This window comes from Legionella sp. PATHC035, from assembly GCF_026191115.1.
In the GTDB taxonomy this organism is placed as follows: Bacteria; Pseudomonadota; Gammaproteobacteria; order Legionellales; family Legionellaceae; genus Legionella.
This window is the reverse complement of the sequence record NZ_JAPHOT010000001.1, coordinates 1,686,191-1,700,063: the sequence shown is the minus strand read 5'-3', so window position 1 is coordinate 1,700,063 and position 13,873 is coordinate 1,686,191. Positions and strand designations below refer to the sequence as shown.

Here is a 13,873-nt window from a genome sequence, read left to right as displayed (position 1 = left end):
TGAATCTTAATTAATGAAACAGCATGAAAAAAGCACTCACGCTGTTTCATTCCCCATGAATGTCAAAACAAGCATTATGTAGAATTGCATCCTTAGGCCATCATTGGGCTCACTTGATTGTCCTTGACTAGGTTCTGGAAAATTAAGAAATATTTGTTTGCATCGAAAGATGTTTCGGGAGCCAATAACGCCTATTTAAAACGTGCGAACAATTGACTATCAGGCCACTGGTCCAATGCAAAAATAAAACTGCATTCGTTATTTCACCTGGACTGTTTTTTTGGGGGCATTTTTAAAAACCTACTTAGGAAGGAAAATTACTTTCTTTATACCCCATTATTTCTTGTGTTTTGGATGCAGAAGTGTTTGTTGTCTAGAAGTTGGTTATCAATTACCAAAAAAAAACAATTACCTTCACTAAGACACACAACTTTTTAAGTAAAAGTAATTATCAACTCACTTAATGATGAGGCCTGAAAAGTGTTTGTCCCGCCTAAAAGAAAAAAGAGGGAAGCAATTTTTTCATTATTTTACATACCGCCATATATTGTCTTCTTGTGATTCTTTTATCGTATCAAGTGCATCACCAATGATTTCTTTGGAGCGACCTTGTTGTAAAGCCTTCAATTCATTTTCAGTCATCTGTACATTCTCTTCTCCTTGTAAGATTCTTATTGCTTTTTTAGCGGCACTGATTTTCGTTGTAGCACTCAATACATCTGGCCTAAAAAATTCTGCCCATTTGCTTTTAAACTCTGACTTGGAGGTAGAACGTTCTTGTTCACGATCAGCGATATATTGGCTTAATTTTGCAATAGGATCCTTTTGCAATTGATCATGAATTTTAGGATCTCTTGGATCGGCATCTTTGCCATATTGTTCATGGAACTTAGCGATAGGACAAATATAAGAGCCAGAAACCACCATACAATTTGGTTTTTTAGGTAGATCTTTATCATCACTATCAATTATCTCGGTATGATTTCTTTTGCTGTCATCAAAAAAGTCAACGGTAACATCTTCTTCTGTGCCCAACAATCGAGGTAAATGAACCATAATCCCCTGGCATTGCTCTACTTTTCCTTGAGGGTAATAAGTTTCCGGAGATGCTCTTTCATCGGTAATGTTCAAATGTTTTTTTATAGTTCCAGCTTCTTCCGTCACCCTCTTGTTGAATGCTTTAAGATCGGGGTCTTTCTTTTGAGCTTCTTCTTTTAAGTCCTGTTCGAATACTTTTAAGGAGGTTTCATAATATTCAGTGGGTGCTCCAAAATACTGATCGACCGAAGTGGAGACTTTTACCGGCTTTTTAATGGCTTGGCTTAATGCATCTACAGCATCAGGAGTATTTACAATCGTATCTTCTTTCACATCTTCCGAAAGAAGATAAGCTCTTGTAATTTGTCCAATCTGAAGAAACTTACTCCTTTGGGTAAACAGGATAACCTCATCATAGGACTTAAGTTGCTCCACTAGAGCATGATTGAGTTTACCTCCAATAACCAAGCACCCATCTATATCTACAAAAGCCACTCTTTTCGTCATAGAGCCTCCAGACAATTAAACTATAGTGTTTCTCTTTATTATAGATGACTATTAATTAAGGATTTATTAATAGTTAATACATAAAAGACTTTGAGCTATGGAAACTACCTCTATTCGTGAAGGTTAGAGTTGTACCTAAGTGCTATAATAAAAAGTAGATGATTTCATATGAAATTCTGAGGTATCGCGGTTTCCTTATTTGGGGAGTTTATGATGGGTAAGGTGGTTTATCATTCTTTTGATTTTGATGGGTGTTTAAGTAATGAAGCTTCTGCCTTTGCGCTTGGTACAGGATGGGAGCAATCAAAATCAAAGGAGCAGATAGATAAGGCTTATATAGATGCAAATCGTGATATTTTAAAAGCTCTTGCAAGAGGAGATAAAACGGTTCTCTTGGTAGGTTCTAATCGTCAAGATCCTGAGATAGATTTTACTAATGGAAGTGGTTCAGCAATTCCTCCTGGGTCTGTTTTTCCTAGAATGGAAGCGATTGCCAAGGAATTGGGTGAAAACACTACATTCAATCCTTTCCTTCTCCTGGATTTAGAAATTGAGCCTGTTGCGATAGGACAAACATATGATAAATTTAAGGAGAAAGACTATTTAAACGAGAATGGAAGTTATAAGTCTTTTAATATATCTAGATTTGAAAGCGATGGTTTTCCCCGGCAACTAGATGACGAAAGTAAAGTCTCCTTATTATTTGCCCAAATGAAACTCGCAGCGATGCAAAATCCTGACGATGAAATTGAATTTAATTTTTACGACGACCGAAAAGATATTGTCCAAGGGCTCCAAAAATTTTTTGCAGAGAATCCGGAACTGATTCCTAAAAATGTAACTTTAAACATAAAGGGATATTCCGGACCCCAATTAACTCAAGAACAGGTTCAAAACACTCTCCAGAGTTGTATATTCCACTCAACAGGGAGCTTTGATTCTGAAAAACCAGATCCTGCAACAGTACAAGCAATGAATGAGGCCAGAGAAAATAACTATCCCGTTTTAATTCGAATCATTGGAGAGGAGGATAAGTTTAAACTATATCGCCGTGATATAGATGGGACATGGGGATTTGCTGATTTCGAAAGCCAATTAAAATTAGACGTCACAATGTTCCCGATGGATGGAGGAAAAAAAACTTTAAAAAATCCAGAGATTGCCGCCGAATTAATCAAACAACACTTTTTACCTATCCCATCAACAAGACAATCAAAACCAGGACAAGAGGTTTATGATTTTGGTGAGCCACAAGATATTGCTACAATAAAAGGGGTAGGCCGTATTCCAGAAACAAACGCAATAACTGATTTGAAATCTGAATATCAAGCATTACGTCAAGCTTCAAGAGTACCTGACTCCCTGTTGGAGCTTAATTTTAAGTTGTCTGTTGCACATGATTTTTCTTTAACACGGCTTTTAGCTCAGTCCTGTTCGGATTCCAAAATTTCACCCCCTAAAGGAATCCAAGAGTTTATTTCCCAAAAATTTAGCAAGATGAGTTCGGAAGAGATTGCCAAAACACTGGTCGACAGCAAAATAAATGGTCACTCCATAATTCAAATACTTGAGGACGAGCAGGGTAAAGATGAAATAATTCAACTGGTAATAGATGCAAAGCTTTCTAGATTAAAAGGTGATTTGACAATTAAAGAACGTTATGAAATTGAATCTTCTCTTAAAGGAATAGAAGCCCATCTTCCCCACGATTTTACCAAGATGAGTGCAGAGGCGCTCAGTGCAGCACTTAGTGACAGCGAAATGCGCGGTCAGGCGATAGTGAAGCTACTTAAAGATGATGAGAATAAAGAGCAGATAATTAACTTAATAATAGATAGAAATTTTTCTAAGCTGCAAGGCGAATTAATGGATGAAGAACGTCAAAAAATAGAAGCTTCTTTTAATGGAATGGAACCGTTTATTACTCAAAAATTTGCCCAGATGCAGAGCCAAGAGATCGTTAAATTGCTTAATGACAGCCATATGAGCGGTCAAATGATAGTGCAGCTACTTAAAGATACTGAGAATAAAGAGCAGATAATTAGTGACTTAATAAAAATAAAACGTTCTAAACTTCAAGGTGTTTTATCAGAAAAAGAACGCATTGAATTAGAATCTTCCTTAATGGAACTTTATAGAAACAGGATTAATTCTGGTCTAAGTAAACTGAGTGAAAAAGTAGAAGTTGAAAGCCTAAATGAAGCAAGACAAGCACTTCATGCCACAATTTCTGAGACATTGGAAAACCCTGATTTAACCCTTGAAGATTACCAACATATAGATAAAACAGTCCATCATGCGAACATAGCTTCAGATTTGAAAAATCCCAAGCATTTGAAGTCCATTTGCAGACTTGGCGAGCTTGCTGACAAAGTCGTTGGGAAGAAATCTGAGCGATTAAGCGGTGTTTCAGCAGCCTGCGCGGCTCTGGCTGGAGTCGCTTTAATAGTCGCGGCGGTCCTTGCGCCCACGGGCATTGGTTTAATTGTTGGCCTCGCTCTAGCAGCAGCGTTCGCCGGGGCTAGTGCGGGTACTGGCATAGCAGCAAAAAGATCTGAATCCGATTTATCGAAAAAAACCCACGCGTTCAAGGATGCACTCGAAGCGGCTAGTGCGGGTACTGGCATAGCAGCAAAAAAATCTGAATCCGATTTATCGAAAAAAACGCACGCGTTCAAGGATGCACTCGAAGATATGAGAGAGCAAGATGAGGAAGTTAAAGATACGCAGCTGGGTCAAACTAACATTCAATTGTCGACTTAAAATAAAAATAATCTGATGCCAGGTGAGTTTCATTCATTTTAATCCAGGCCCCATAAAAAAACCTAAGGCCTGGATCCATTGCGGTCAACAAGCACTTTTATGGCTCAGTGAATTAACTTTTATGTTTAAAGCTTATCCAGCGAGTTCTAAGGAAGTTTCGTTAGAGCACAGTATCCACTGGAAGATTTCAATGCAACACTATAAGATAGGATTTGAACTAACTATGATTTTTGGACAAAAATGATCTTGATGTTTGCAATTCCCAATTGTGATACGGTGAAAAAAGCGCGTACTTTTTTAGAACGCAATAAAATTGATTATGAGTTTATTGATTTCAAAAAGAAACCGCCAACCCAAGCCCAAATTCAGGCCTGGAGTGAGTATTTAGGGGAGCTTCCCATCAATAAAAAAGGCACGACCTACCGGAAATATAAAGACGATTTTGAAGCATTGAGCGATGCTGAAAAAATTGATTTCATCATTGCGAATCCATCACTTATCAAGAGACCGATTTTATTACAAAACGGCAAAACAATCGCGGTGGGTTTTAACGAAGAACACTATAGAGAACTCATGAACTCTTGAGGCAAATTGAACGAAATTTGCTGGCGTGAGCATGGACGCCGAGATTTTTCATCAGGGAGGATGCAAAAGTGTGGTTAACTAGAACATTTAAATTGATAGGAGCCAGTTTTTTACTCGCTTTTTTTTCATTAAGTTTTGCTGGAAAAAATAACGAGGTTGAGCCCGCAGCAGTGATTACGTTTAATAATCCTGGAGTTGCAAAATTAATTGTTTTCGCTGCCTATAAAACAATTACTCATATGGATAAGCCAATTTATAAATTATTAAACTTGGCTGAGAAATCAATAGCAGAAGCGGATTCTACTACAACAGATTTCGATTATCTTAATTTGAAATTCCAAGCGAAAAAACAGGAGATATCGGATGTGCTACTTAAATCCAAGATATCGATGTCCTCACTTTTTCGTCATGAAATGGCCATTGAAATTAAAGAGGATGGATTTGGAAATCATTTAATGTTTTTTGTACCTGCAATCGATTTTTCTGATTTGCTGCGAAACAGTATCAGCTCTGTAGATGAGGCGAACAAAACGATTGCTCAGTTAGCCGTACTAATCCAGAAAATAGATAATGCATTGCCTTCTACTACATCACATGATCAATTAAATAAATTTACTAATCCAGAGGCTTTGCCGCAGTTGAGCTCGAACGAAATGAGTCGTTTAACGATAATGCACGCGGAAGATAGTCGCGCTATTTTGAAGACACTGATAGCACTTGAGCAGAATATTAAAAGTGAATTACATAAACTTCTTGCGCTTGCGCAACTTGCAGCAAACGGTAAACATACTGAACAGGAAATGGAGGTGTTAGATAATGAATATGGACAAAGGTGTTGGCTTATTTTTATGAGTGTTCTCTCAGACGATTATAACCCTCTTAGAAATATTAGATTGTTTCATGATATTTCTCTAAACTTCGAAATGAATGGTAAAACTCGTGAGTATTTCTTTCCCCAAATCGATTTAGTGTCATTAAATTTGGATACAGATAATATTCTTTACATTGATGCAGCCATCCTATCAATTCGTCATACAATCTTTGCGATTACGTGGATGATCGATTGGTCAATTACGGGGAGCACTCGCTTATCAGAAATAGACCGCAATGATCTATTGAAGACAATATCCTTAGTGCATTTAGACCCTAAATTGATTGTGGTGTTAGAGAAGCATTTTGGGAAATCAGTATTAGGGGGCAGCAAGCAATTAGACTTGCTATGATGATGGATTTGGGATGAGTATTCATGCCATTGCCCTAGTTTGAAATTAAAAAGGCTGTATTGGTAAAACTGGGCAATGAGTTGTGACTTAGTACGCTCCTCAATTGATTTAAATGGTACTTATTTACTGTGCCCAATTGTTGCAATTTCTCATGATTAATGCGATTGGATGACTTTTTTATTACGAAGAATTCTTGTGACAATTGGACGCTTGTTTGCCGTTTTTTTGTGGTTTACTCGCTTCATTTCTGTTCATGTAAATTACATTCGTTTTATTTTGGCATTAAATATGTACCGTAAGCTATGATAAAGATTATGAACGATAAAACGAACACCAATCCAGGATACTGGTATGCCATTCTTTCCGCCGTACTGTTTGGTGCGGCGACACCAGCCGCTAAATTTTTATTAGAGACGATTCATCCATTATTGCTAGCGGGATTGCTTTATCTTGGAGCCGCAGTCGGTTTATTCATTATATTTTTCTTCCAACGATACATAACTCAATCAAAAGCAAAAGAGGCCTCTTTAAGGTACCGAGACATGCTGTGGCTTGGTAGTGCGGTAGTACTGGGGGGGATTTTGGGACCGGTTTTTTTGATGGTGGGATTAATGAAACTTCCTGCAGCATCTGCCTCATTATTGCTCAATCTCGAATCGGTATTTACCGCCCTAATTGCATGGCTTGCATTTAAAGAACATGTCGATCGCACTATAGCTATGGGCATGATGTCGATTGTGATTGGGAGTTTTATGCTGTCCTGGAAAGGGAGTTTAACGTATCAAAATATTTTAGGTCCTTTACTGATTGCCGGGGCTTGTATGTGTTGGGCAATCGACAATAACCTAACAAGAAAAATCTCTGCTGCTAATCCCTTACAAATCGCAATGCTCAAAAGTCTCATTGCTGGATTAACCAATACAACAATTGCCATGGTTTACGGAGCGATACTACCCACACCTGTGTTTATAATTTCTGCAGGAACAGTGGGATTTTTAGGCTATGGGGTCAGTTTATTATTGTTCATTCTAGGATTACGCCACATTGGTACGGCCAGGACAGGGGCTTACTTTGCACTGGCGCCGTTTGTCGGTGCCGGATTTGCAATTATTTTTTTGAATGAGCCTTTGAGCTTGCAACTGATTCTTGCATCCCTTTTCATGGGGATTGGTATTTGGTTACACCTTTCAGAGTATCATTCACATGCTCATCAACATGAAGCAATGGAACATGAGCATCGACATATGCATGATGCGCATCATCAACATGAGCATCAACCGACAGATCCACCTGGCGAACCGCATACCCATTGGCATCAACATAAGCCGTTATATCATACTCATCCCCATTTTCCTGATATTCATCACCGACATAAACACTAGATTCAATACTGAGCCTATCAAAGAATTTGAACCCGTGCATTTGATTATCAATCAAAAACATTGGCTTTTTCGTTGAGTTCAACTATATCTTTAGGAGAAATACGAAGGAGTGAACAACGATAAGGAGAGCATGACATGCCCAGTTTTTTAGTAAATTATGGAGGGCCCGCGCCGCAATTAAGCACGAACAGCCATTCATTTCCAGAGACATTAAAGGCTTGTGAAAAATTTTATCATAGCCAGATTAAATCATCGGCCTTTACGGTAAATGGCCTTGATATCACTTATTATCAAGTAGGAATTCATCGGATGATAAAAGTCGACTTACCGGAGCAAGTGCTTGAGGATATGAAATCTAAAGATTCAGCGACTAAGAAAAAAGCCCTTGAAACAAGGAAATTATTTGACAAGGCCAAATCTCACGCCAGTGATTTTAACACAAAAGATTATAAGTTATTGGGGAACAATTGTGTCTCTGCAGTAGCAAATGTGCTCAATATTATTGAACCGCGCATTTTGGGAGGAGCACATAAAATCATACCGCAAGTGCTGGATGACAATATGGATGCTGCGCTCAAACTAGATGAGCAGGTGGACAGTATGTTAAGGGGAACCATGTTACCCCAACAGAATAAACAGCATAAAGATTATACCCATGCGCATCTATCTTCTGAAATATGGGCTCAGGTGATGACCCCTGTATCTCCTCAGCATCAGAAGGATCTAAAACAAGAGTTACAAAAATCAAAGCAGGGTAAAATCGAACCTCAATCTGAAAACGATATGACCCATAAGCTCTGAGATGAAGTGATGATTTGTGTGAAACAGTTTATGAGTCAGCATCAAGCGGTGGACGAGCCACAACGGCTCGACCTTGCCTAGGTCACCACTCATATTTTTGTCCTCAAAATGACGGTTATTTGTTGCTAAAGCCCGGTTTTTTAACTAGCCCCTGAGGCATTGATTGTCCGTGGCAGCCCGCCTTTTTACCGGGATGTCAGCCAGGAGCAGTGCTCTGTTTATGGTGACGCCATGCAAAGACACTTGAGGTAGACGTTGCGAGGATTACAGCCAGTGTAGATTGGCAGCTTTATCCCTCAGCTAATAATTTTATTGTAATGTATATCGTATAGAAGATAAGATCCCCTGCTCCGATTGAATCAGCTCGACACACTCTCCACGCATGGCTTGTAATACGTGTTGCAATGTAAGGAATTGTTCACTCAGTTGAATAAACAAATCTGCTGTATGCTTTCCTTCAAGCTCACTGACAGTGAGGTAAGCGGCTTGCCCCATTCCAGAGAAATACTCAAGGCTGACATGGCGTCTCTTAGCAATTCCTGGGAAGAGCCCACAAAAAAGTAAGCTTTTATCACCGACATCCCGTAACAATTCCATTTGTAAGTTTCTTGGACGATGCATAGACTCGAGAAAATCAAGGGCCACAACCGATTCAATCAATTTAGGCCCTTGAGAGAAACGCATTAACAAAAATACCAAATAACTTTCAGTATTCTCAGTGAGTATCAATTGAGTTGCGGCTTGCGCCTCATTAACCAATGCATGCCATTGGCTAATGTCAGTGGGATGTAAAATTAGTTTTTTCATCATTACTCCCTATTTTTAACCCCTCATTATTATTTTAGCAGCTAAAAAATAATTGGTAGATTAAAGAGCAGTAATTAGTAGCGTAATAGGCTATTGTCTGGTTAGGTGTAAGCCGTTGAATCTTCGGTATCTCTCAAAAATCAGTTCTTGCTCTAGCCTTGTCCCAGGGATTATTTCAGGGTGCAAGGGCGTTGCGATAAAAACCACACCCTGCGGACCAGCCGCAGGACCCAGGCAAAGAGCAATCGACAGCGGCACTCGCTAGGATATAAGTGCAGTTTACTGCTAAAATACAATAAGCAGATAGGTTTTAGCTGCTTATTGATGTATAATGTCAAATCTATGAACAAACACTCAGCTTTTTCCTTCAAAGGTTATTTATGATTGATCAGATTCGCAATATCGCCATTATCGCCCACGTTGACCATGGTAAAACCACGCTAGTAGATAAATTACTCCAACAAACAGGTACTCTTAACGAGAGAGCACCCAAAGTTGAACGCGTGATGGATTCCAATGCTTTAGAAAAGGAGCGGGGCATTACCATTCTTGCAAAAAATACTTGTGTGTATTGGAAAAATCATCAAATTAATATTGTTGATACCCCGGGACATGCTGACTTTGGTGGCGAGGTAGAGCGTATCTTATCAATGGTTGACAGCGTATTGCTGTTGGTTGATGCCGTAGATGGACCGATGCCTCAAACACGTTTTGTGACCCAGAAAGCTTTTGCGCGGGGATTAAATCCTATTGTGGTGATTAATAAAATTGATCGTCCCGGAGCACGGCCTCATTGGGTTATGGATCAAGTTTTTGATCTGTTCGATAATTTGGGTGCCACAGATGCCCAATTGGATTTTCCTGTTGTCTATACTTCTGCCTTAAATGGCTATGCTAAATTGAATTTGGAAGACGAAGCGACCGATATGAGTGCTTTATTGCAGACCATTATCGATAAAGTAGAGGCGCCTAAAGTGGATGCAGATGGTCCTTTCCAAATGCAAATCAGTTCTTTAGATTATTCCTCTTATGTTGGGACAATTGGTATAGGCCGCATCACTCGTGGACAAATTAAAGCGAAATCTGCAGTGAAGATTATTGATAAAGATGGGAATATTCGCTCAGGTCGCTTATTGCAATTATTAGGCTTTAAAGGGCTTGAACGAGTTGAAGTCGAAGAAGCCAGTGCAGGTAATATTATTGCCATTACCGGTATTGAGGGCATCAAAATTTCCGATACGATTTGTGATCCCAATATCGTTGAAGGCTTGCCTGTTCTTTCGGTTGACGAGCCAACAATTAGCATGACCTTCCAAGTCAATGATTCACCTTTCGCAGGCCAAGAAGGAAAATTTGTTACTTCGCGCAAAATTCGGGAACGTTTGGAAACGGAATTGTTGCATAATGTGGCGTTACGGGTTGAAGATTGTGACGATCCCGACAAATTTCGCGTTTCTGGTCGTGGCGAATTGCATTTATCCATTCTCATTGAAACAATGCGTCGTGAAGGTTATGAACTTGCGATCAGTAAGCCGGAAGTCATTATTCGTGAAGTCGATGGGGAACAACAAGAACCCTATGAGCATTTGACTGTCGATGTGGAAGAAAATCATCAAGGCTCCATTATGGAAAAATTGGGTGAGCGTCGCGGTGAATTACAAAATATGGTTCCCGATGGCAAAGGTCGCGTACGTCTTGACTATATGATTCCTACTCGCGGTCTCATCGGTTTTCATAATGAATTTTTGTCCTCTACCTCCGGTACAGGGTTGATGTATCATGTTTACGATCATTATGGTCCAGCTATAAAAGGACGCATAGGAAAGCGAGCTAACGGGGTGTTGATTGCTAATTGTCAAGGAATGGCTCGTGCTTTTGCGTTATTCAATTTGCAAGAGCGGGGTAGATTGTTCGTTGAACCGCAAACCGTATGTTACGAAGGAATGATTGTTGGAATTCATGCACGGGATAATGATTTGGTGGTGAATGTTACGAAAGAAAAACAATTAACAAATATCCGTGCCTCCGGTTCTGACGAAAACATTATATTAACTCCTGCAGTTAAGTTAACTTTAGAGCAGGCCCTGGAATTTATAGATGACGATGAATTAGTTGAGGTAACTCCTGATTCTATCCGGTTACGAAAAAAATCATTGAAAGAACATGAACGAAAAAAAGCATCAAGAACAGCAAACATTGAAGAATAAAGTTCAATTCAAACGGATCATCTTGTATGCCCGCCAGCACAGGGCGAATCAAGGGGTGAATGAAACTTTATATCGTTTGATTGATTTTTTGCAAAAACAAAATGTTCAAGTCTATCAAGATATCGACACGGCTACGGGATTTGATGTGAAAATCCCGGTCCTAGCCAGAGAAGATATGGGCGAAAAAAATGATTTGATTATCGTTGTTGGCGGTGATGGAAGTCTGCTCTCAGCAGCCCGTATGGCGATCAGGGTCGATACGCCAGTCATTGGGATTAACCGAGGACGCTTAGGATTCCTCACCGATATTCTGCCTCATGAGTTGGAGTCCCAGCTGAGTGCCGTTTTAACGGGTCATTATGAAGAAGAAAAACGCTTTCTTCTGCATACGCGGATATACGATGAAGACCATACTTATTTTGAAGGTGATGCCCTCAATGATGTGGTTTTAGGTCGTGGAAGAGAAACACATCTCGTAGAATTTTCCGTATATATCAATCAACAATTGGTAAGTCATTACCGTTCTGATGGGATGATTTTATCCACACCCACAGGCTCGACGGCCTATGCTTTATCTGCAGGTGGTCCAATCATGCATCCGCACTTGAATGCCATCGTTTTGGTGCCGATGTTTTCCCATAGCTTGAGTTCGCGTCCATTGGTTATTGATGGAGAGGCTAAAATTGAACTGCATATCAGCCAGTTTAACGAATCTGATCTGCGAGTGAGTTGTGATGGTCATGAGTCAAGAATGGTCAAACCCGGACAAAAGGTCGGCATTCAAAAAAATGGTCACCAATTACGGCTGTTGCATCCTCTTGATTATCATTATTATGATACATTACGATCAAAGCTTGGTTGGGAATCCAAACATCAAGGATAGAACATGCTCACTACTTTGTGCATTGAACAGTTTGCGATTGTGCAGCACCTGGAGTTAGATTTTACTCAAGGGATGACCGCGTTCACTGGTGAAACCGGTGCGGGTAAATCGATTATGATCGATGCGTTGATGTTGGCATTAGGTGATAGAGCAGATGCTTCCGTGATTCGGCCTGGCCAAGAAAAATGTGACATCACCGCAGGATTTTTTGTGGGACAAGGCTCTGAACCGGCGCAATGGTTAGAAGAACATGATGTTCCATGCGATGATGGTGAAATTTATTTGCGGCGTGTGATTTATGCCGAAGGCCGCTCCAAATCTTATATTAACGGCCAACCTTTTCCATTACAAAAGGTAAAAGAATTAAGTGAAAAACTGGTCCATATTCACGGACAGCACCAGCATCAAACATTGATGCATCATACGACACATCGTCAACAGTTAGATCAATACGGCAAGAACCAGCTCTTGCTGGATGAGGTGGCTCGCCTGTACAAACAATGTCAAAAAATTCAGCAAGAAATTGATGTATTACAAGGGCAGGAGCAGCAAGCGGATAGGATTGCGTTATTACAATTCCAAATTGAAGAATTATCAGCGTTGAACTTGCATGAAAATGAAATGGAAACTTTGTATCAAGAACATCAAATGCTGCATCATGCAAAAGAGTATTTACAAAAAAGTCAGCAAATACATGGATTATTGAATTCCGAAGATGAGCCTAACCTGTGTACAGGCTTAAATCAGATTCTGCAGCTCCTCAGTCAATTACCCGCAGAACAAGCACCGATTAAAAATACCTTTGAATTAATCAATGGTGCATTGATTCAATGCGAAGAAGCAATCGATGAAATGCAGCAATTTGTTGACCGGGTGCATCTGGATCCAGAACGGTTAGATGAAATAGAAACGCGGATGAGTCTAATCCATCAGCTTGCGCGTAAATATCATATTGATAGCAGCCAGCTTCATGAACATGCGTCGAACTTGCAAAAAGAGTTAGATACTATGCAAGACAGCGAGAGCAGATTAGCACAATTAAAAATCGAACATCGTCAGCTGGTTGCCGCCTATGAAGCCGCTGCCCTTAAATTAAGAAAAGAACGGCAAGGACAAGCAAAAAAATTGGCTAAGGAAATTACAGCCAGTATTCAGCAGCTGGGTATGCCTAAAGGTTGGGTCGAAATCGAAATCACTCCACTAGAAAAAATGCAGGTCCATGGGATGGATAAAGTGGAATACAAAGTATGCACCAATCCGGGTATGGAACTTGATTCGCTCAGTAAAGTAGCTTCAGGCGGTGAACTTTCACGAATTAGCTTGTCCATACAAATGATTACTGCCCAACAAGGGACAACACCTACTTTATTGTTTGATGAAGTGGATGTAGGAATTGGTGGTGCTACAGCTGCCCTGGTCGGTCAGATGCTTCGTAAATTAGGTGAGCGGTTACAAGTATTTTGTGTCACGCACCAACCACAGGTTGCCGCCTCAGCGCATAACCATTTTATGGTTGAAAAACGAAGCGATAATAAAGAAACCTTTACCAGGATTTCCTTGTTACAGTCTAATGAAAAAGTGGATGAAATTGCGCGTATGTTGGGAGGCTTGACCATAACAGAGCAAACGCGTTCTCATGCTAAGGAATTATTGCTACAGAGTAATTAATTCATTAAA

General features: G+C 39.9%; 10 protein-coding genes. 8 read left to right on the top strand and 2 right to left on the bottom strand.

Annotation, left to right across the window (positions count from 1 at the left end):
- Window positions 1-525: 525 nt before the first annotated feature.
- Window positions 526-1,545 carry a hypothetical protein gene (locus OQJ13_RS07525; protein ID WP_265710255.1) on the bottom strand — a complete coding sequence of 340 codons (1,020 nt, stop codon included), beginning with the start codon at window positions 1,543-1,545 and terminating at the stop codon, window positions 526-528.
- 210 nt (window positions 1,546-1,755) lie between these two features.
- Between OQJ13_RS07525 and OQJ13_RS07520 the strand changes: the two genes are divergently transcribed.
- The 5 genes from OQJ13_RS07520 to OQJ13_RS07500 all read left to right on the top strand — a co-directional run bounded on the left by OQJ13_RS07520 (window position 1,756) and on the right by OQJ13_RS07500 (window position 8,299).
- On the top strand, window positions 1,756-4,308 hold the full coding sequence (locus OQJ13_RS07520) for a hypothetical protein (protein WP_265710254.1): 2,553 nt from the start codon (window positions 1,756-1,758) through the stop codon (window positions 4,306-4,308).
- 240 nt (window positions 4,309-4,548) lie between these two features.
- Window positions 4,549-4,893, top strand: coding sequence for an arsenate reductase family protein (locus OQJ13_RS07515; RefSeq protein ID WP_265710252.1), 345 nt, complete (start codon window positions 4,549-4,551; stop codon window positions 4,891-4,893).
- Window positions 4,894-4,961: 68 nt separating this feature from the next.
- Window positions 4,962-6,116, top strand: coding sequence for a hypothetical protein (locus tag OQJ13_RS07510; protein ID WP_265710251.1), 1,155 nt, complete (start codon window positions 4,962-4,964; stop codon window positions 6,114-6,116).
- Between the two features lie 314 nt (window positions 6,117-6,430).
- On the top strand, window positions 6,431-7,498 hold the full coding sequence (locus tag OQJ13_RS07505; protein WP_265710250.1) for a DMT family transporter: 1,068 nt from the start codon (window positions 6,431-6,433) through the stop codon (window positions 7,496-7,498).
- 135 nt (window positions 7,499-7,633) lie between these two features.
- Entirely contained in the window at window positions 7,634-8,299 is a 666-nt protein-coding gene (locus OQJ13_RS07500; protein ID WP_265710249.1) for a DUF778 domain-containing protein, read from the top strand.
- 309 nt (window positions 8,300-8,608) lie between these two features.
- On the opposite strand, the gene OQJ13_RS07495 is transcribed toward OQJ13_RS07500, so the two are convergent.
- Window positions 8,609-9,106, bottom strand: coding sequence for a hypothetical protein (locus OQJ13_RS07495; RefSeq protein ID WP_322783757.1), 498 nt, complete (start codon window positions 9,104-9,106; stop codon window positions 8,609-8,611).
- Window positions 9,107-9,486: 380 nt separating this feature from the next.
- Here OQJ13_RS07495 and typA point away from each other — a divergent pair, with 380 nt between their 5' ends.
- Genes typA through recN form a run of 3 tightly spaced genes read left to right on the top strand, consistent with a single transcriptional unit; the run spans window position 9,487 to window position 13,864 of the window.
- Window positions 9,487-11,313: a translational GTPase TypA gene (typA, locus tag OQJ13_RS07490; protein WP_028381708.1), complete on the top strand. Its 1,827-nt coding sequence runs from the start codon at window positions 9,487-9,489 to the stop codon at window positions 11,311-11,313.
- A complete protein-coding gene (locus tag OQJ13_RS07485; protein WP_265710246.1) occupies window positions 11,270-12,196 on the top strand; it encodes an NAD(+) kinase in 927 nt (308 codons plus the stop codon). The genes typA and OQJ13_RS07485 overlap by 44 nt, the downstream gene beginning before the upstream one ends.
- Before the next feature lie 3 nt (window positions 12,197-12,199).
- Complete coding sequence (recN, locus tag OQJ13_RS07480) at window positions 12,200-13,864, top strand: DNA repair protein RecN (protein WP_265710244.1); 1,665 nt, start codon at window positions 12,200-12,202, stop codon at window positions 13,862-13,864.
- The last annotated feature ends 9 nt before the right edge of the window (window positions 13,865-13,873 follow it).